Genomic DNA, 19,277 nt, shown 5'->3' on the forward strand with positions numbered 1-19,277 from the left:
GCGCCGCCGCCCTCGTTCAGTGAGCGGACTTATAAGAGAACACCCTCAAACAAGTCAACACACCAAAATACAAATTCTAAAAAAAACATTCAAAGTATTGATTTTAAAGGATAGTTTGAAATTAGTCATACAAACTAACAGATTTTAACGTTTCGGAGCTGCATGACGGGAGCTAGGACTTTTCCTACCACGACGAGGGCGCTCTCTTGGGCATTGCAGGCATTGCGCCCTTCCCAGTCTTATTCGGAAGACGGGCTGAAACGGGCGACCAGAGCGTGCGCATTGCCGGGATAGGTGAAGCGTACATAGGTGACGGCACCCGAATTGCTCCATGTGCGCCGCTCCACGACGAGGCAGGCCTGCCTGTCGGAGATACCCAACAGGCGTGCCACATCTTTCGAAGGCGTTTCGGCACTGATGCGGTGTTCGGCATTGCTCCAGGGAACATGGCCAAGCAGCCAGGGTCCGGGTGCAATCTCCGTGAAGTCGATTTCAGCGGCATCGGGAACGGTTGCCAGATTGACGAGACGCTGCTCGATACAGAATTCCCGCGTGCCCGCAAAATGAATGCAGACGATATCGAGCAGCGATGTACCAATGGCAATATCGAGACTTGTCCGATCCTCACGCTTTGCGACACGCTGCGTGCGCTTCAGAACCTTGAAGCCATATTCCAGGCCAAGGGATTCGACTTCCGCCCTGATATCGTGGATTTCGAGAACCGCGGACTGGATCTGCGGCTGGCGGACGAAACTGCCGGATTTCTTGCGGCGCTCGATCAAGCCGGCCTTCACAAGCTGGCCCATGACCTTGTTGACGGTCATGCGGGAGCAATCGTAGTGGGCGGCGAGATCAACCTCGAAAGGCAACCGGTGACCCGGCGGCCATTCGCCCGATACGATCCGGCCCTCGATATCACCGAGGATTCGCTGGTGCAGGGTTTGCCCGGCCGATGCTTTCGTCACGTCCGCAATGCCTTCCAACGGCTCGATGTCGTTCCTATCGAGCGCATATCAGCTATCGACAAGTTCGGCCATGACCTTGTTGAAGCGATCCGATATTTCATGGCGATGGACGTGCCGGCCCGCTTGCACCAGTTTTTTACCGCGCACCCAGACGGTATCGACATGGACGCTACTCGCGAACATCCACTGGTCGAGAATCTGGGATGCCGGAAGATGGGGAACGGCCGAGCAATCAAGCGCGACAAAATCAGCGCTTTTTCCCGCTTCTATCTGATTTTTTGAATCCAGCGCCCTGCCACCGCCTTGAAGCGCCTGCTGGAACAGTTTCTCGCCCGTGGAACGGCCGGCATCGGCGATGACATTGCGCGCCCGAAGCGACAGGCGCTGCGAATATTCGAGCATCCGCAATTCTTCCGGCACGGAGATCAAAATGTTGGAATCCGAACCGACACCGTAATGGCCGCCTTCCGCGATGAAACCGGGAGCGGGGAAGATGCCGTCGCCAAGATTGGCCTCGGTGATGGGGCAAAGGCCGGCAACGGCACCGCTTTTTGCCATGCGGCGGGTTTCGGCTTCCGTCATATGCGTCGCATGGATAAGGCACCAGCGATCATCGACCGGTGCATTCTGCAAAAGCCACTCCACCGGCCGCGCACCTGAAAAGGCGAGCGAGTCCTCGATTTCCTTGACCTGCTCCGCCACATGAATGTGGATCGGGCCGCCTTTCGCCAGCGGTTCGATCGCCGCCAGTTCTTCACCAGTTACGGCACGGAGACTGTGTGGCGCGATGCCGAGCGTTGCACCGGGAAGCCCATTCACCACGGCTTGGGCGCCCTGCATGAGCCTTTCGTAACTGTCGAGCGAATGGATGAAACGTTTCTGACCGTCGATCGGCGGCTGACCGCCGAAACCGGAATGCGCATAAAATACCGGCAGCAAAGTCAGGCCGATCCCCGTTTGCGAGGCGGCGGCACCGATACGTTCGGCCATTTCGGCGATATTGCCGTAATGCGAACCATCCATATCGTTATGCAGGTAATGAAATTCACCGACCCGTCCAAAACCGGCTTCCAGCATTTCCATATAAAGCTGGGCAGCAACCGCCTCGACATGATCCGGTGTCATTGACAGCGCGAACTTGTACATGACCGTGCGCCAGCTCCAGAAGCTGTCATCGGCAGGTCCGCGAATTTCAGCAAGCCCTGCCATGGCCCGCTGAAAGGCATGGCTGTGGAGATTGGGCATGGCTGGCACGATAACGGCATGCCGTTCATCCTGCGGCTGCGGAGAAACACCGGTTTCGACGGATGAAACAGCACCGCCCCTGCAGTGGATGCGAACATCTTGCACCCACCCATCGGCCAGAAGTGCTGCGCCCGCGTGAATTACCGTCATGCCACCCTCTCCTCTTGATCTCTTCTGACAAGGCCACGTCGCATACGAAATTACGGCTTGCCAACATGATTATTATGTATATACATTTGGCACATAAAAGAAAGGCGAAAAGCAAATGCCAGGGAACAAATATACAAAGGGAATGGCGACGGGTGACACTACCGCATTGTGGCGCAATGCCCGGCTGGCGACGTTTGATCCTACCATGGATGGCATCGGCGCTATCGAAAATGCTGCCATTGCCATACGCAACGACCGCATCGTCTTTGCCGGCGCCGAAAGCGATCTGCCCGCCGACCTGGCAACGGCCGACGAGATAACCGATTGTGAGGGACGCTGGATCACCCCGGCCTTGATAGACTGCCACACACATTTGGTCTTCGGCGGCAACCGCGCCATGGAATTCGAAATGCGCCTCAATGGCGCGACCTATGAGGAGATCGCCAAAGCGGGCGGTGGTATCGTTTCTTCGGTACGCGACACGCGCGCCCTCTCGGAAGAGGCTTTGGTGGCACAGGCATTGCCCCGTCTGGATACGCTTCTGGCGGAGGGTGTCTCGACCCTCGAAATAAAATCCGGTTACGGTCTTGATATCGAAACCGAACTGAAAATGCTGCGCGTCGCCCGCAAACTTGAGACGTTACGGCCCGTTAGAATCGTCACCAGCTACTTGGCCGCGCATGCGACACCGGCCGAATATAAGGGCCGTAACGCCGACTACATTATGGACGTGGTTCTGCCGGGGCTGGAAAAAGCCAATGCGGAAGGACTGGCGGATGCGGTTGACGGTTTTTGCGAAGGCATCGCCTTTTCCGTTGAGGAAATGACCCGGGTTTTCGAAGCGGCAAAACAGTACGGTCTTCCCGTCAAGCTGCATGCCGAACAGCTTTCCAACCTCGGCGGTACGGAGCTTGCCGCGTCCTATGGTGCGCTTTCCGCCGATCATCTGGAATATCTTGATGAGGCCGGTGCAAAAGCATTGGCTAAAGCGGGAACGGTGGCCGTGCTTCTGCCCGGGGCCTTTTACGCGCTCCGCGAAAAACAGCTGCCCCCGGTTCAGGCCCTGCGCGATGCAGGCGCTGACATCGCGCTGGCTACCGATTGCAATCCTGGCACCTCACCACTGACTTCCCTGTTGCTGACCATGAACATGGGTGCCACGCTTTTTCGCATGACGGTGGAGGAATGCCTGACGGCGACCACGCGTAATGCCGCAAAGGCGCTCGGCCTGCTTGCGGAAACTGGCACGCTGGAAGCAGGAAAATCCGCTGATTTCACCATCTGGGATATCGAACGCCCGGCTGAACTTGTCTACCGCATCGGCTTCAACCCGCTCCACGCCCGCATTTTCAAGGGACAGAAGGTTTCTACATGACTATCACGCTTCACCCAGGCAATGTGACCCTTGCTGAACTTGCCGCAATCTACTGGGATAACGGCAGAGCGAAACTCGACCGTTCGTTCGATGCCGGCATAGAAAAAGCAGCGGCCCGCATCGCCGAGATCGCCGCCGGCAACGCTCCGGTCTATGGCATCAATACCGGTTTCGGCAAACTCGCCTCGATCAAGATCGACGCAGCCGATGTGGCGACGCTGCAGCGTAACCTCATCCTGTCACATTGCTGCGGCGTCGGTGCGGCGCTTCCGGAAAATGTCGTGCGCCTGATCATGGCGCTGAAGCTGATTTCGCTTGGTCGCGGCGCCTCCGGCGTGCGGCTGGAACTGGTGCGGCTGATTGAGGACATGCTGGAAAAGGGTGTCATCCCTTCCATCCCGGAAAAGGGTTCGGTCGGAGCGTCGGGGGATCTCGCGCCGCTTGCCCATATGGCCGCCGTGATGATGGGCGAAGGCGAGGCTTTCTATGAAGGTACGCTTCTGCCCGCCGGCGAAGCTCTCACTAAAGCCGGGCTGACCCCGGTCGTGCTCGCCGCCAAGGAAGGGTTGGCGCTGATCAACGGCACGCAAACCTCGACGGCGCTGGCGCTTGCCGGTCTTTTCCGCGCTCACCGCGCGGCACAGGCAGCGCTGATAACAGGTGCGCTTTCCACCGATGCCGCCATGGGTTCTTCGGCTCCCTTCCATCCCGATATTCACACATTGCGCGGCCACAAGGGCCAGATCGATGCGGGGGCTGCACTGCGCAACCTGCTGGAAGGATCCGAAATCCGTGTCAGCCATATCGAAGGCGACGAGCGCGTTCAGGATCCCTATTGCATCCGCTGCCAGCCGCAGGTGGACGGCGCCTGCCTCGATCTTCTGCGGCAGGTAGCCCGCACGCTTGAAATCGAAGCCAATGCCGTGACGGACAATCCGCTGGTGCTTTCCGACAATTCCGTCGTATCCGGGGGCAACTTCCACGCTGAACCGGTGGCATTTGCCGCCGACCAGACGGCGCTTGCCATCTGCGAAATCGGCGCGATCGCGCAGCGCCGCGTGGCGCTGCTTGTCGATCCGGCTCTATCCTATGGCCTTCCGGCATTTTTATCGAAAAAACCGGGGCTGAATTCCGGCCTGATGATTGCCGAAGTCACCTCCGCTGCGCTGATGAGCGAGAACAAGCAGATGGCTCATCCGGCTTCGGTCGATTCGACGCCAACCTCAGCCAATCAGGAAGACCATGTATCCATGGCCTGCCACGGCGCGCGCCGCCTGCTACCGATGACGGAGAACCTTTTCGCCATCCTCGGCATCGAGGCGCTTTCGGCGGTTCAGGGCGTTGAGCTGCGTGGGCCATTGAAAACCAGCCCGGAGCTGCAAAAGGCAATCGCCGTGCTGCGTCAGGCGATCCCTTCACTGGAAGAGGACCGTTATATGGCGCCGGATCTGAAGGCGGCATCCGACCTTATTGCTACCGGCGCTCTTGTGTCCGTGATTTCCGACGGCATTCTTCCGAAGCTGGAGGCGTAAGATGCGCGTCTTCGATATTAAAGAAGGCACATCGCCCGTCATTCTCGGCCTGCCCCACACCGGCACCGATGTTCCGGCAGCGATTTGGCAACGCTTGAACGACAACGGCAAGATGCTTGCCGACACCGACTGGCATATTCATGATCTCTACGCGGATCTGCTCCCCGACGCGACGACGGTTCGCGCCACCTTTCATCGTTATGTGATCGATGCCAACCGCGATCCTGAAGGCGTTAGCCTCTATCCAGGACAAAACACCACAGGCCTTGTTCCGGAAACCGATTTCGACGGCAAATCGATCTGGAATGAGGGGCAGGAACCGAATCAGGACGACATAGTCTCTCGGCTGGAAACGTTTCATGCACCCTATCACGCGGCCCTTGCCGCGGAAATCGAGCGGGTTAAGGCCATTCACGGCATCGCCATTCTCTATGATTGCCATTCGATCCGCTCGCATATCCCGTTCCTGTTCGAAGGCAAGCTGCCGGATTTCAACATCGGTACGGATATGGGCAGGACCTGCGACCCAGCCATCGAGACAATGGCGGTCGAAGCGACCGCTGCGGCAGAAGGTTACACCAGCATTCTCAACGGTCGCTTCAAGGGTGGCTGGACGACACGCCACTACGGAAAGCCCGAAACCGGCGTGCACGCCATCCAGATGGAACTGGCGCAATCCACCCATCTAACGACAGAGGCACCGCCGTTTGCCTATGACGACGCCAAGGCCACCAAGCTTCGTATCCACCTGAAAGACATTCTCACGCGCATCGAAACGACTGCGCTGACACTCGCACACACCAAAAGGGGAACCAAATGACCAATCCTCGTCACAATATCCGCGACGTCCGCGCTGCGCGTGGAACCGAGCTGACCGCGAAATCGTGGATGACAGAAGCGCCGCTGCGCATGCTGATGAACAATCTCGATCCTGAAGTGGCCGAGAACCCGCACGAACTGGTGGTTTATGGTGGCATCGGCCGTGCCGCCCGCACCTGGGCGGATTTCGACAAGATCGTCGCGACCCTGCGCGATCTCAACGAAGACGAAACGCTGATGGTCCAGTCCGGTAAACCGGTCGGCGTGTTCCGCACCCACAAGGATGCGCCGCGCGTGCTGATTGCCAACTCCAACCTCGTGCCGCACTGGGCGACATGGGATCATTTCAACGAGCTGGATAAAAAGGGTCTTGCCATGTACGGCCAGATGACCGCCGGTTCGTGGATCTATATCGGCAGCCAGGGCATCGTGCAGGGCACCTACGAAACCTTCGTGGAGGCCGGTCGTCAGCACTATAATGGCGATCTCACAGGCAAATGGGTTCTGACCGGCGGCCTTGGCGGCATGGGCGGCGCCCAGCCACTTGCCGCCGTGATGGCCGGTGCCTGCTGCCTTGCCATTGAATGCAATCCCGATTCGATCGATTTCCGTCTGCGCACCCGCTACGTCGATGCCCGCGCCGAAACTCTTGATGAGGCGATGGAGATGATTGAGCGCTGGACAGCCGCCGGTGAGGCAAAGTCCGTCGGCCTGCTCGGCAACACCGCTGAAATCCTGCCGGAAATGGTCCGCCGCGGCATCCGTCCAGACATGGTAACCGACCAGACCTCGGCGCACGACCCGATCAACGGCTATCTGCCGAAGGGCTGGACGATGGCCAAGTGGAAGGAAAAGCGCGAGAGCGACCCGAAAGCCGTCGAAAAAGCTGCCCGTGCCTCGATGCGCGAACATGTCGAAGCGATGATTGCCTTCCAGGACATGGGCATTCCGACTTTCGACTACGGCAACAACATCCGCCAGGTGGCAAAAGAAGAAGGGCTGGAAAACGCTTTCGCCTTCCCGGGCTTCGTTCCGGCCTATATCCGCCCGCTGTTTTGCCGCGGCGTCGGCCCGTTCCGCTGGGCGGCACTATCGGGTGACCCGGAAGACATCCGCAAGACCGACGCCAAGGTGAAGGAACTGCTGCCCGACAACAAGCACCTGCACAATTGGCTTGATATGGCCGCCGAGCGCATCGCCTTCCAGGGCCTGCCGGCGCGTATCTGCTGGGTTGGCCTTGGTGATCGCCATCGTCTCGGTCTTGCTTTCAACGAAATGGTCAAGAACGGCGAGCTCAGCGCTCCGATCGTCATCGGCCGCGACCACCTCGACAGCGGCTCCGTCGCCTCGCCGAACCGCGAGACCGAAGCCATGCAGGACGGTTCGGATGCCGTATCCGACTGGCCGCTGCTGAACGCGCTGCTCAATACCGCATCCGGCGCGACATGGGTTTCCCTGCACCACGGCGGCGGAGTCGGCATGGGCTTTTCCCAGCATTCCGGCATGGTCATCTGCTGCGACGGCACCGATGACGCGGCCCGCCGCATAGAGCGCGTGCTGTGGAACGACCCGGCAACCGGCGTCATGCGCCATGCCGATGCCGGTTACGAAATCGCCGTGGAATGCGCAAAAGAGCAGGGCCTGCGACTGCCCGGCATTCTCGGTAACTAAAGAAAAAACTCGGCGCAGTCTTCAGGCTGCGCCGTTTATCTGATCCGGGAAGAGAGCCGCGATCCACCCATCGTACAGTGCCGACAGCGGTGCCGCATCAGTTTCGACGCCGCTGTCGGCGCCCGGTGGAACTTCTGTTCTGTCTGCGGCTTTCTTCCGTTGCTGTTTTTAACCGACCGACTGTATGCTCGTTTGAAAGCCGCGCTAACCGTTAGGCAGGCATGAAGGACATGGTAGATCAAAGAATGGCGCACAGGTTCCTTCCGCTTGCCTTTACCCTCCTGCTCGGGGCACTTCTTCCGGTTTCCGCTACGAATGCCGTGGCGTCCGAAAAGCAGCAAAATGTTCCCGTGCGGATCGATGTGGGCGGCTACAAGCTGAACAGCATCTTGGTCGAGCCGGGAAAAAGCGCCGAGCTTCCGCCGATCCTCTTCATTCACGGCGCAAGCGCCAGTCTCTATGATCCGATGTTTTCGTTTCTCGAAAAGCTGAGAGGCCGTGCAAAACTGCTATTTGTCGACAGGCCAGGGCACGGCAATTCGGATATCGGCGGCAAGGCAAATATTCTCCCGGATGGACAGGCGGACGCCATTGCCCAGCTTATGAAAAAGCGAGGCGTCCCGAGAGCGATTATCGTCGGACATTCCTTTGGCGGCGCCATCGCGGCATCGCTTGCGGTCCGTCATCCGGAGATGGTCGCGGGCCTCGTATTCCTTTCTCCCGCTGTCTATCCATGGGAGGGTGGCATCGCCTGGTATTACACAGCGGCAAATGCGCCCTTTACCGGTCCGCTGTTCAGCACCTTCATTGCTCCGCCCGCCGGCCTCCTGGCATTGGATCAGGCAACGCGCGGTGTTTTTGCACCCAATTCCAGACCCGCCGGTTATGTGGAAGCAACGCATTCCGTAGCGGCCCTGCGGCCCAGGGCCTTTCGGCACAATGCGCAGGAGGTCGCGGCTCTCAATGAATGGGCGCGTGGAGCTTCCTCGGAGTATCGGCGCATCACGGCACCAACCGTCATCATAACCGGTGATACGGACACGATCGTCTCGCCAGAGGTGCATTCCCGTCATCTCGCCAGAGATATTCGCGGCTCCACTTTGATCGTCGTGCACAATCTCGGGCATAAATCTGACTATGTCGCCAGTGACCTTGCCATTGCCGCGATCGAAAAGGTTGCCGGCCGGCCATCCGATTTAAAGGCGGTCCAAAAAACGATTGAGCGACGCATCGAGAATGATCGCGGATCGTAAACTTCCGCCCCCGCCCCCTTAACGACCCGATTCTGGACATCACATGAGAATATTACGCGCTTCCGAATACAAAACCATGCCGTGGAAAAATGGCGGCGGCGTTACGGTGGAAATCGCCATCCATCCGCCGGGTGCTTCCGTGGATGCATTCGACTGGCGCGTCAGCATGGCGACCGTTGCTCAGGACGGACCATTTTCCAGCTTCCCCGGCATAGACCGCACGCTTGCGATTATCGAGGGAAACGGCCTTGCACTCGCTATTTCGGGTCATGAGCCGGTGGCGCTGACGACGAAGAGTACCCCCCTGCCCTTTGCCGCCGATGTTCCCGTGGATGCGACCCTGATGGACGGCGCGATAGTCGACCTGAACATCATGACGCGCCGCTCATCCTTCGCCCACGGCGTGCAAAGACTATCCGGCAGCCGCTCGATGCAAGCGGCAACGGGAACAAGGCTGATCCTCGCGCTCGATCCTCTGACGGTCGCCGTCAACAACGACACAGCCCGGCTGGAGAAGCTGGATAGCGTTTTCATCACGGAAAGCGTGCCGTTCACCATCGAGGCAGATCATGGTGAAGGCATATTCTTTCTGATCACGCTACAAGATATCTGAAGCGCCGCAGCCTCAGTCCAACCCCAGCGGATCGGCCACCCGTGGCCATAGCTGGAGGCTTGCCTTGCGATAGGCGGTTGTGGCCGGATCGGTCGGATAGGAAGTGGGCGCGGCGATATAAACGATCTCGGAAGCGACCGGCGCAAAACCCGCATGGAAGTGGTTGGTGGACTTCACCAGCAGCACGTCTTTCCTGGCAAAATCAATGCCGAGATTGGAAAAGATATCCGGCTCATAAGTTTGCGTGCGGCTGGTAATGAGAATGATATCGATTTCCGTTCCGACCGGTCGAACGACGGCGGCGCGGCCGAGCGTGACGCGGCTATTTCGGAAACTCTGCCACCCTGCTTCTGCAGTGCGCATGACCCTGATCCGGAAATCGAGCGGCTCGCCACCTTCGGGACTGGATTTGCCGCCAATACGCAGATCAATCTCCGCCCCCTCGCCTGCCGCGTGACAGAAAGACACAGCAATCGGATCCCAGATCGTTGCCACACCGATATTGTCCATGCCGCGCTCCACCATGCGCCGCAGAATATGGGTGGCATCACCCGCAACGCCGCCACCGGGATTATCCCATATATCCGACACCACGACCGGCATATCCGGATGCTCACTACGAATGGCGAGAGCCCTGTCGAGACCCGATTCCGTGTCGAGCATCGGCATGGCAGTCAACTTGCGCATGGCATAAAGCTCATGGCCGAGTTTTTCGGCCAGTGCGTCGCCTTTTGCCCTGTCATTATCTGTCACGACGACGATACGCGTGCCCATATCTGGTACATCGCCTGCCATGAAACCGTGAATGACGGAAATAGACAGCACGCCGTCCTTATCCTCCAAAGCCTTCAAACGGTCAACATAAGAACGCATCGGTTCGCGGCTGGTGGGGTAAATGGTGATCATGCGGCAATTGAAAGTGGAAATAACCGGCCTGATTTCTCCGCGCAGGGTGCGAAGTGCCAGTTCAACGACGTGCTCACCACGTTCCTCAAAATCCGTATGCGGGAATTCCAGAAACGTCGCCATTATATCGAGATTTTGGACCCTTAAAGGGGTCAAATGGCTGTGGGGATCGAATTCCGCCGCGATCAGTACGTCGGGACCAACAAGCGTGCGGACATGTGACAGGAAATCACCTTCCGGATCGTCATAACCCTGCGCGACCATGGCGCCATGGAGACCAAGAATTACCGCGTCGACCGGCAGTGCGGCGGCAAGCTCGGCGAGAATCGTATCGCGCAGCGTTTCATAGGTCTGGCGCTGTATCAGCCCCGCCGGTTCCGCCCAGCAGGAGGTACCCTCGATTACCGTAAACCCTTCCGCTTTGCCGCGCCGGCGTAGAATTGGTACCGGTGAGGAGCATAGTGTCGGCGTTTCCGGATGTTCGCCGGGCCCAGCGTAAAAAGCCGCGCGAAAGGCGTCCATGTCCGTCGGGACGGGTGAAAACGTGTTGGTTTCGGTGGCAAGCGATGCCGTGAATATGCGCATGACTGTCATTCTCGTTGCCGATGCCCGCTTTTCAGCAGCATTTTTTTGCAATTTAATTAGCCGGGTAATTTTACCAGACGGTGCCGCGTGCTGTGACGTCTTCCACCCGCGTCACGATACCGTTTCGATGGAAAACCATCCTGTCGAAAAGATTAGTAATGACGCAGGTGTGGTTCGGCACAACCTTGACCAGCTCACCGATTTCCGGCCGCCCCGATGTGCAGCCCGACAAATCGACCACCGCATGTTCTTCCGAAAGCGACATGATTTTCGCGCCTTCATACCCTTCAATCAGCCCGTAATCGCTGAACCCAAGGAGATCGGAGGTCAAAGCCTTGGAGCCACAATCGAGCACAGCGCGATCAGGTGTCGGTCGCGACACCACGGTGGCAAGAACATGCATTGCCAGGTCGCCAGCGGTGCAATGTCCGGCGCGCAGCATCGAACGATCATTATATACATAGGTGCCCGCCCGATATTCGGTTGCGGAGGGAACGAGGTGAGCAGAGAAAAAATCCGGTGAGCCGCCACTGGAGCGAACCGGGCAGTCAATGCCCTTTTCCGCAAGCAACGCCATGGTTTTCCGAATGAAGTTCTCCACCTTTTCAGCGCCACCGGGTGCCGGATAGGTCAAAATGCCCTTGAAATTGAGGCCCGGTGCCGCGACGATCTTTTCTGCAAGCTGCAACACGGCTTCCGGGGTCTGCACACCGCAGCGTTTTCCGCCGGTATCGCATTCGACAAGAACGGAAAGCGGTCTTTCCGCATCGAATGTGCCGGCAAGGCCGGCAATCGTCACGGCACTGTCGGCAACGACGCTCAGCTGCCCTAAACGCGCATTCAATGCCCTCAGCCGCGAGAGTTTCGCCACGCCGAGGATATTGTAGGTAATGAGGATGTCGTCGAAACCGGCATCCGCGAAAACTTCCGCCTCGCTGACCTTCTGGCAATTGATGCCGATGGCGCCCGCCTGAAGCTGCTGCTTCGCAATGGCTGGTATCTTATGTGTCTTGATATGGGGGCGAAAAGCCATGCCATGTCCATCAAGATAGGACTGCGCCCGCGCAATATTGGCGGCAAGTCGGTCCTCGTCGATCACGGGCATCGGCGTCGAGATCGCATCGAGTGGGGTGCCTTCGTCAGGCCAGGGGTAGGTCATTGTCAAACGCTCTCAGAATCGGAAATTGGCAATCAAACCAGTGGCTTATAGGCGATAACATCCATTTCAACCTTCGCATCGACCATCAGGGGCGACTGCACGGTTGAACGTGCCGGTGGATGATCGATGAAATATTTCTGGAAGACCGCGTTGAAGCTCGAAAAATCCCGAGCATCATCCAGCCAGACATTGACCTTGACGACATCGGCAAGTGTACAATCCGCAAGCGCCAGAACATCCATGATATTGGCCACAACCTGCTCGGTCTGAGCCACAATGCCGCCAGTTACTACTTCACCATCGACGGTTGGCACCTGTCCAGACACATAGACGAAATCACCGGCCCGCACGGCCTTGGCAAAAGGCCTGCGCTGTCCGCCAGCCTGAGCGTCAGCCGTCTCGAATCGTACCAGTTTCTGCTTTTCCATAGATGCCTCGCAAATAATTTTCATGGAAATCGTATTTTTAAGGGTTTAATAGCTCTTTTTGCATCAATATTCCACAAGTGATGTAAATAATTTAGCAATTATGTAAATCATCAACTCGCGGACGGATGGACGTCACGTTGAGATATTCGTATCGCCGCACGTTGTCGAACCGAATGATGAGACTCAAAACCTATTGTCTGTCGCGATCTATGGAAGCGGTTATTGGCTGAGCCAAGGCTCTTACTAACCCTTAGCTCTATCGCGTAATGAGGAAGCCCGGTACATTCGGATGGTTGCCTGATGAGAGAAATAGAGAGGTTAGCCGCGGCAAACCTCAGTATCTGAAAAGTTAGAGGAACAGTCTCAAGCGCAAACTCTTTAAGACCTGGCACTGCGCGAGTGCTCTTTCCTTCACATCAACCGTGTGCCGAAACCCGCCGGTCCGATACCACTCTGTCCGTGACAGCTTGCGCGATCTTTTGCGCCTGCACGCGGATATCCGGCACGGCGGTTATCTCCCAAAAGCGGCCCGCCGTCAGCGCCCCGGCGGCAAACAGGCCAGGCCAGACCTGCCCGTCCGCGCTTGACAAGCGCGACTGGCCATCGACCTCGACCCCAAGACCAAAGGCGTCGAGCAAAAGCACGCCATCGTCCCGCATGGTTTCCAGAAGTCGTGAATGACCGATCCCCGCCCTCTCCATTCCGGTACAATTAACGACCCAATCGACCTGAAACTCTCTAAGCGTCTCCGTATGCCGACGGCGATAGAGTACGGCGATCCCCTCGTCCTGCTCGTCGAGAGAGCGGAGATAACCGGCGTGAATCTCTAGAACGCCGTCAGATAATAGCTTTTCAAAAGCCTTATGCACTTCGGGCGCGATTCGGTGCCGGTGAATGTTCCACCAGGGCAAGGCATGCCGAAGAAACCGGCTTCGCTGCTCAGATGTCAGGCTCTGCCAAAGCAGCTGGGTCTTCGGCCGTAGACCATCCATGACAGTACGCCACGGCGCACCATCTTTCACCTGCTTACGCAGAGCCTGCACTAACCGGCTGATCTCGGTCGAACCTTCTGGTAAGCGCGGATCAGCTGGCGACCGTGGCGGGCTGATATGTGGATGCGGCACAAGTCCGCGGCGGGACAATACGTGGATTGGGCCACGGTGTCCCTTTCCTCGAAGCGTCAGGACCTGATCTATCATCGTCAGGCCAGAACCCAGAATACAGATGCGGTCCCCCGCCTTTACTTTCGACAGCCATCCAGACTGCCAGCAATGCCCGATGATGCGATGCGGCGCGTCGTCATCTTTCGTCAGAGTTTGCACCGGCAAACTTGCCGCGCCGACACCAAGACATAAGACAACATTTTTCGCCCGTAGCTTCTCACCATTCTCCAGTGCAAAAGAGAAACCGCCATTGCCATCCGAGCGACAGGCTGAAGCCTTGGCACGGATGAAGTCCACCCTCGCCCGCTGATCCCGGCTTCTCAGTAGACTGGCGAGCCTGTCCCTGAGATAGAGGCCGTAATCGCCACGTGAGGCAAAAGCCAATGGATCATTGCCGAGCCCATTCTCCGTCAGCCAATCGAGAAAGTCATCCGGCCTGTCGGGGAATACGCTCATCCGCCCTGCGGGCACATTGAGTCGGTGATAGGGCAACTCGGTACGATAGGCCGTACCGCGCCCGAAATCCGACTCGTCGCCGACAATGGCGATCGACGCGTCCCCGGGCAGGGATGATAAGAGATGAGCGGCGGTACAGATGGCCGAGAAACCCGAACCGACGATAGCGACATCATAGGACATTTATTCCTCCAATCTGCGACAGCACGAGAGGTCAGGCGGTGGGCGCCGGACCCGTTGATACTCTAGTCGATGAGTAGAGATTAAACACCTGCCAATGTCTACCCTTCACTTTCCGCCGGCGGGATCGCTCATTGCACATTTGGTGCGCAGGATTCTCAAAGTTAGCCGCGGCAAACTTTCGCTCTGATCGCTCCATGTCAATTTTAAAGGAAGCCAAAAAACGCGTCTCAGCCGGAACGGAGACGAAGTTAGCCGCGGCTAACCGAAAAACTGTCACAAAAAGCAAAACTGATTCTTCCACAATGCCTTAGCGGTACTTCTGCATCCGGGAAAAAGCCTATTGCGCCAAAAAGAGAATCGGCGCTTATATCTCAGTTGCGGAAAAAACCGTCTTTTTCGAAAAAAACCGCAACTGTAATATCGAGCGAAAGTAGATCCATGACACAGAGTGCCGACTCAAGATTTGCTGCAGGGGCACCCGACCTCACGAGCCTTATACAACAGCATTCGGCTGCATTGTCAGCCCAATTGCAGGCGCATAATGCGAATACGTTTTCACCGCATACCGAAAAGAGTATGCGCCATTTTTCGCCGGCAGAAACCGCACGGCTGATCGGCATCGGTGAAGCCTATCTTCGTCAGATCGCCGCTGAGCGTCCGGAGCTCGATGCAGCGCAGGCATCCGGTCGTCGTTCCTATTCGGTAGAGGATATGGACGAGATCAGAAAGTTTCTCGATCAGGGCGCGCGCGGCACGCGTCGCTATCTGCCCCACCGTCGCGACGGCGAGGAATTGCAGGTCATCGCCGTCATGAATTTCAAAGGTGGTTCGGGTAAGACCACGACTTCCGCGCATCTGGCGCAATATCTGGCGCTGCGTGGTTACCGGGTTCTGGCTATCGATCTCGATCCGCAGGCCAGTCTCTCCGCTCTCTTCGGTCACCAGCCCGAAATGGATGTCGGCCCGAATGAAACGCTCTACGGCGCGATCCGCTACGATGACGAACGCCGGCCGATCGCCGAAATCGTTCGCGGCACCTATATTCCCAACCTTCATATCGTTCCGGGCAATCTGGAACTTATGGAGTTCGAACATGATACCCCGCGTGCACTGATGCGTCGCGCACCAGGCGACACGCTGTTCTTCGCTCGCATCGGCCAGGCAATCGCCCAGGCCCAGAATTTCTACGACGTCGTGGTCATCGATTGCCCACCGCAACTCGGTTACCTGACGCTTTCGGCGCTGACGGCAGCAACATCGGTTCTCGTGACCGTTCATCCGCAAATGCTTGATGTCATGTCCATGAACCAGTTCCTTGCCATGACTGGCGATCTTCTCGCTGAAATCGGCAGGGCCGGCGCACGCTCCGATTATAACTGGATGCGTTACCTCATCACGCGTTTCGAACCGAGCGATGGGCCGCAGAACCAGATGGTGGCTTTCCTGCGCTCGATCTTCGGTGAAAACGTCCTCATTCACCCGATGCTGAAGAGCACGGCCGTTTCGGATGCCGGATTGACCAACCAGACGCTTTTCGAGGTGGAAAGAACCCAGTTCACGCGCTCCACCTATGACCGCGCACTGGAAGCCATGAACAACGTGAACGCTGAAATCGAGGGATTGATTAAAAAAGCGTGGGGTAGGGCAGCATGAGCAGAAAACAGATTTTCGCCAATCTTGGCACGCCAGGCACAGACAACGATACCACTCCCGAGCGGTCCCGTCCGCGTGTCAGACCCATCCTCGGTTCTCCCGAACTGGTGACGGATGTGTTGAACTCGCCGGTCGGCATGATCGGCCAGTCTCTGAACGAAGTGTCGGAGCGCTCCAAACGTGCTGAAGAGATCGAAAAACGGCTCGCAGAGGGCCTTACGATCGTTTCGCTCAATCCTGCTGATATCGACCCATCCTTCATACCTGACCGCATGCCAGCCTCAGAAGAGGCGGATGCAGGCCTGGTGGAGGCTATTCGAGAGCAGGGCCAGCAGGTTCCCATTCTGGTGCGCCCTCATCCCGAATTTCCCGGACGTTATCAGGTCGCATTTGGCCATCGCCGTCTGCGCGCCGTTTCCAACCTGGGTATTCCGGTCAAGGCCGTGGTTCGCGATCTCAGCGACGAACAGCTGGTCGTCGCCCAGGGACAGGAGAACAACGAGCGCCGTGACCTAACCTATATCGAAAAGGCGCGCTTCGCCCAGAAACTGCAGATGCGGTTTCCGCGTGATACGATCATGGCGGCGATGTCCCTGCACAAGGGCGATCTTTCCAACATGCTATCGGTTGTCGGTCGCATTCCCGAGGATCTGGTCGATCTTATTGGTCCGGCACCCACCGTCGGTCGCCGTAACTGGATGGATCTCGCAGATCAGCTCTCCTCGTCACAGGTCAAGGAAGCTGCGCGCGCTTATGTAAGGGAGCCATCCGTTGCCGCTCTTCCGTCCGAAGAACGCTTCAAGTCGCTTCTGGATTTTCTGAAACCCAAGGCACAGGCAAAGAAAGCCGGTGTTTGGTCTTCGGAAACTGGCAGCAGACTGGCAAAGGTGGTCGAAAGCGACCGCAAGCTGGATATATCCATCGACAAGAACGAGGCGCCGGAATTTGCCGATTTCGTTCTGGAACATCTTCAGGCGCTGTTTGCCGAATACCGGTCCAAGCAGTGATTGTTAATACCAACGACTAACAGGAGACGCATTACAAAAGAAAAAAGCCCCCGAACGTTGCCGCACGGAAGCCTTTCTTTGATCTAAGCAACCAAAGAATCTCATTTCCGCGAATCATAGTCAAGAGTCTTGGCATCGAATTTTTCGGTGAGCGATTTTCTTTTGCCTTGTGAAAGGTGAAAGACATGGACAGCACATGTGTAACGACGCCCTTTGGGCGGCGAGCGATGTCGTTTGGCGTTCTCGCAACTCAGTTTGCCGCGCAGAAAAACAAAAAGACCGAGGCGGTCGATAAATGGAAACTCTACCGTTCGGTCTGTGAAGCCAGACCATTGCTCGGCGTGACCGATCGTTCTCTCGCGGTCTTGAACGCCCTTCTGAGTTTTTATCCGAAAAATGAACTCTCCAGCGAAGCCGGTTTGGTCGTCTTTCCGTCGAATACGCAATTGTCATTGCGAGCACATGGAATGGCAGAACAGACATTGCGCCGCCATCTCTCGGCTCTCGTCGAGGCCGGTCTCATCATCCGCAAGGATAGTCCGAACGGAAAACGCTACGCCCGTAAGCACAGGGGCGGGGAAATCAGCGAAGCCTATGGTTTTTCGCTGGCACCGCTTCTCGCCCGCAAATCGGAAATCGAGGAACTCGCCGAACGCATCGTTCGCGAGCGGCTCGACCTTCAGCGGCTTCGTGAAAACATCAGCCTGTGCCGCCGCGATATCCAGAAGCTTTGCGAAATGATAGCCGCCAGCGGTGAAGTCGTAACGTCAGAAGGATTCCAGGCGCGCTACAATGCCATTGCCCGGTCTCTCGGCCGTAATTCAAAGCCTGTCGAACTCAAGGAAATCGCCGGATTTTTGGTCTCCCTGCGTGCAGAAGTGACCAACTATCTGGAAAATATTGAAAATTCGGAGAAATCGGGCGGCAATGACTGCCAAAATGAGCGCCTCATAAAGAATTCAGAATCCGAATCTATATCTAAACCGCAAAATTTGCGTGAACCGGTAATCGTCACACCTGCCGACACGACAGTCGTACAGCCAGAATACGCCGTACCCGTCAGTGCAAAGCCGTCATCGCAACAGCCAAAGCCTGTTCTTCATAAGCAATTTTTTGTTCCTGATATTGTTTTGGTTGTGAAGGCTTGCCCGGACATTTCTCTCTATGCACCCGGAGGAGCAGTGACTGGATGGCGTGATCTGGAAGTGGCGACATCAGTCATCAAAACCATGTTCAACGTTAGCCAGTCGGCCTACCAGGACGCCCTCACCACTTTCGGTCGACAGGGAACAGCGGCGATTCTTGCCTGCCTGCTGCAAAAGGCGGACCAGATCAGCTCGCTGGGCGGATATCTGCGCAATCTCACCCGTAAGGCCCACGAGGGCGGGTTTGATCTTCAGGCCATGCTTCTGGCGCAACTGCGGGGTCGAACTGACGGGATAGAGAGAAGCATGGCTGTATGAGTTCTTGAGGACGGACAGAAAATGGCGCCGGCTTGCCGAATTCCCAGTCTGCAGCTACATTGACGCTGCTTCTGCAAGACTCCGAAGATTCGCTGTGAGGCTGCCAGTGTTTACGAACAGACTGTGCTGGCAGGGGTTCCTATGGTTAATGCAAAGTAATGAAAGTTAAGCCTTGATTGACTTTCGTTTGAGTTATTCCATGATTGGTTTCAATCGCTTGAGTCCGGGTATCTTTTAGCGTTAGTGCGATGATACGGGCAGGAAAAGCGCGATTTTTACGCGTTTCTTGCCTGACTAGACTGGGGTAATGCAGATATCTCGATATGGCACGATGTTAGAACTGAACCTTCCCTAAGATTGTGCGTTTCCGTGTCGATGTTGGAAGGGGGCCTTGAGCCTATGGTTTTTCCAGACGATATGGAGCTGGCTGTCGCTGTTTACATGGCGGACATTGCATTGCCTCGAGATACCGCCATCGAAAAGCTCTTGAAGGCGGGACTTGAAGAAGCCGGTTATTTGACCGGAGGTGAGGGGCGGCCGCCGGAAATTATCGACGGGCAACCAAGTTCGGACTATGTGCAATATCGCACATATCTGGACGAGGACAGCTGAAAGACGGCTGGAACCAAACCGGGCGAAGGCTGTTTATGG

Annotated in this window: 16 protein-coding genes; 10 read left to right on the top strand and 6 right to left on the bottom strand. The window is 57.0% G+C overall.

All coding sequences use genetic code 11. The features are described 5' to 3' along the window. Window positions 1–239: 239 nt before the first annotated feature. The gene (gene hutC, locus FB593_RS19305; protein ID WP_025595286.1) at window positions 240–965 is read right to left on the bottom strand and encodes a histidine utilization repressor; all 726 of its coding nucleotides are present in this window, start codon (window positions 963–965) and stop codon (window positions 240–242) included. A 48-nt stretch (window positions 966–1,013) separates the two neighbouring features. Next, entirely contained in the window at window positions 1,014–2,360 is a 1,347-nt protein-coding gene (locus FB593_RS19310) for a formimidoylglutamate deiminase (RefSeq protein WP_025595287.1), read from the bottom strand. A 115-nt stretch (window positions 2,361–2,475) separates the two neighbouring features. On the opposite strand from FB593_RS19310, the gene hutI reads away from it, so the two are divergent. The 6 genes from hutI (at window position 2,476) to FB593_RS19340 (ending at window position 9,623) form a co-directional block, all read left to right on the top strand. Next, on the top strand, window positions 2,476–3,735 hold the full coding sequence (gene hutI / locus FB593_RS19315) for an imidazolonepropionase (protein WP_035199810.1): 1,260 nt from the start codon (window positions 2,476–2,478) through the stop codon (window positions 3,733–3,735). Further along, window positions 3,732–5,267: a histidine ammonia-lyase gene (gene hutH, locus FB593_RS19320; protein ID WP_003511646.1), complete on the top strand. Its 1,536-nt coding sequence runs from the start codon at window positions 3,732–3,734 to the stop codon at window positions 5,265–5,267. Before hutI ends, hutH begins: the two co-directional genes overlap by 4 nt. 1 nt (window position 5,268) lies before the next feature. Further along, window positions 5,269–6,087, top strand: coding sequence for an N-formylglutamate deformylase (gene hutG, locus FB593_RS19325; RefSeq protein WP_003511645.1), 819 nt, complete (start codon window positions 5,269–5,271; stop codon window positions 6,085–6,087). Continuing rightward, the gene (hutU, locus tag FB593_RS19330; protein ID WP_025595291.1) at window positions 6,084–7,757 is read left to right on the top strand and encodes a urocanate hydratase; all 1,674 of its coding nucleotides are present in this window, start codon (window positions 6,084–6,086) and stop codon (window positions 7,755–7,757) included. Before hutG ends, hutU begins: the two co-directional genes overlap by 4 nt. Window positions 7,758–7,978: 221 nt before the next feature. Beyond that, window positions 7,979–9,010, top strand: a complete 1,032-nt coding sequence (locus FB593_RS19335) for an alpha/beta fold hydrolase (RefSeq protein WP_035199808.1) — start codon at window positions 7,979–7,981, stop codon at window positions 9,008–9,010. Window positions 9,011–9,053: 43 nt separating this feature from the next. Next, the gene (locus tag FB593_RS19340; protein ID WP_025595293.1) at window positions 9,054–9,623 is read left to right on the top strand and encodes a HutD family protein; all 570 of its coding nucleotides are present in this window, start codon (window positions 9,054–9,056) and stop codon (window positions 9,621–9,623) included. A 12-nt stretch (window positions 9,624–9,635) separates the two neighbouring features. Here the strand turns inward: FB593_RS19340 and FB593_RS19345 are convergent, their stop codons facing one another. The 4 genes from FB593_RS19345 to FB593_RS19360 all read right to left on the bottom strand — a co-directional run bounded on the left by FB593_RS19345 (window position 9,636) and on the right by FB593_RS19360 (window position 14,503). Beyond that, window positions 9,636–11,114 (bottom strand): M81 family metallopeptidase, encoded by a 1,479-nt coding sequence (locus tag FB593_RS19345; protein ID WP_145166851.1) that lies wholly within the window; start codon window positions 11,112–11,114, stop codon window positions 9,636–9,638. A gap of 70 nt (window positions 11,115–11,184) precedes the next feature. After that, window positions 11,185–12,273 (bottom strand): D-TA family PLP-dependent enzyme, encoded by a 1,089-nt coding sequence (locus FB593_RS19350; protein ID WP_003511637.1) that lies wholly within the window; start codon window positions 12,271–12,273, stop codon window positions 11,185–11,187. A 32-nt stretch (window positions 12,274–12,305) separates the two neighbouring features. Then, a complete protein-coding gene (locus tag FB593_RS19355; protein WP_003511636.1) occupies window positions 12,306–12,701 on the bottom strand; it encodes a RidA family protein in 396 nt (131 codons plus the stop codon). Between the two features lie 416 nt (window positions 12,702–13,117). Next, complete coding sequence (locus tag FB593_RS19360; protein ID WP_035199806.1) at window positions 13,118–14,503, bottom strand: FAD/NAD(P)-binding protein; 1,386 nt, start codon at window positions 14,501–14,503, stop codon at window positions 13,118–13,120. A gap of 438 nt (window positions 14,504–14,941) precedes the next feature. Here FB593_RS19360 and repA point away from each other — a divergent pair, with 438 nt between their 5' ends. The 4 genes from repA to FB593_RS19380 all read left to right on the top strand — a co-directional run bounded on the left by repA (window position 14,942) and on the right by FB593_RS19380 (window position 19,238). Continuing rightward, window positions 14,942–16,156 (top strand): plasmid partitioning protein RepA, encoded by a 1,215-nt coding sequence (gene repA, locus FB593_RS19365; RefSeq protein ID WP_029658853.1) that lies wholly within the window; start codon window positions 14,942–14,944, stop codon window positions 16,154–16,156. Then, window positions 16,153–17,163 (top strand): plasmid partitioning protein RepB, encoded by a 1,011-nt coding sequence (gene repB, locus FB593_RS19370; RefSeq protein ID WP_003511631.1) that lies wholly within the window; start codon window positions 16,153–16,155, stop codon window positions 17,161–17,163. The genes repA and repB overlap by 4 nt, the downstream gene beginning before the upstream one ends. 185 nt (window positions 17,164–17,348) lie before the next feature. Further along, on the top strand, window positions 17,349–18,626 hold the full coding sequence (gene repC / locus FB593_RS19375; protein WP_080671298.1) for a plasmid replication protein RepC: 1,278 nt from the start codon (window positions 17,349–17,351) through the stop codon (window positions 18,624–18,626). A 399-nt stretch (window positions 18,627–19,025) separates the two neighbouring features. Further along, window positions 19,026–19,238 carry a hypothetical protein gene (locus FB593_RS19380; RefSeq protein WP_019565010.1) on the top strand — a complete coding sequence of 71 codons (213 nt, stop codon included), beginning with the start codon at window positions 19,026–19,028 and terminating at the stop codon, window positions 19,236–19,238. Window positions 19,239–19,277: the final 39 nt, after the last annotated feature.

Source organism: Rhizobium sp. SJZ105, from assembly GCF_007828365.1.
Lineage (GTDB): Bacteria > Pseudomonadota > Alphaproteobacteria > Rhizobiales > Rhizobiaceae > Agrobacterium > Agrobacterium tumefaciens.

What these genes read in the sequence shown, in the direction of transcription:
- FB593_RS19310 (WP_025595287.1), bottom strand. Translation starts at nt 2,360, where the DNA reads ATGACGGTAATTCACGCGGGCGCAGCACTTCTGGCCGATGGGTGGGTG.
- hutI (WP_035199810.1), top strand. Translation starts at nt 2,476, where the DNA reads ATGCCAGGGAACAAATATACAAAGGGAATGGCGACGGGTGACACTACC.
- hutH (WP_003511646.1), top strand. Translation starts at nt 3,732, where the DNA reads ATGACTATCACGCTTCACCCAGGCAATGTGACCCTTGCTGAACTTGCC.
- hutG (WP_003511645.1), top strand. Translation starts at nt 5,269, where the DNA reads ATGCGCGTCTTCGATATTAAAGAAGGCACATCGCCCGTCATTCTCGGC.
- hutU (WP_025595291.1), top strand. Translation starts at nt 6,084, where the DNA reads ATGACCAATCCTCGTCACAATATCCGCGACGTCCGCGCTGCGCGTGGA.
- FB593_RS19335 (WP_035199808.1), top strand. Translation starts at nt 7,979, where the DNA reads ATGAAGGACATGGTAGATCAAAGAATGGCGCACAGGTTCCTTCCGCTT.
- FB593_RS19340 (WP_025595293.1), top strand. Translation starts at nt 9,054, where the DNA reads ATGAGAATATTACGCGCTTCCGAATACAAAACCATGCCGTGGAAAAAT.
- FB593_RS19345 (WP_145166851.1), bottom strand. Translation starts at nt 11,114, where the DNA reads ATGCGCATATTCACGGCATCGCTTGCCACCGAAACCAACACGTTTTCA.
- FB593_RS19350 (WP_003511637.1), bottom strand. Translation starts at nt 12,273, where the DNA reads ATGACCTACCCCTGGCCTGACGAAGGCACCCCACTCGATGCGATCTCG.
- FB593_RS19355 (WP_003511636.1), bottom strand. Translation starts at nt 12,701, where the DNA reads ATGGAAAAGCAGAAACTGGTACGATTCGAGACGGCTGACGCTCAGGCT.
- FB593_RS19360 (WP_035199806.1), bottom strand. Translation starts at nt 14,503, where the DNA reads ATGTCCTATGATGTCGCTATCGTCGGTTCGGGTTTCTCGGCCATCTGT.
- repA (WP_029658853.1), top strand. Translation starts at nt 14,942, where the DNA reads ATGACACAGAGTGCCGACTCAAGATTTGCTGCAGGGGCACCCGACCTC.
- repB (WP_003511631.1), top strand. Translation starts at nt 16,153, where the DNA reads ATGAGCAGAAAACAGATTTTCGCCAATCTTGGCACGCCAGGCACAGAC.
- repC (WP_080671298.1), top strand. Translation starts at nt 17,349, where the DNA reads ATGGACAGCACATGTGTAACGACGCCCTTTGGGCGGCGAGCGATGTCG.
- FB593_RS19380 (WP_019565010.1), top strand. Translation starts at nt 19,026, where the DNA reads ATGGTTTTTCCAGACGATATGGAGCTGGCTGTCGCTGTTTACATGGCG.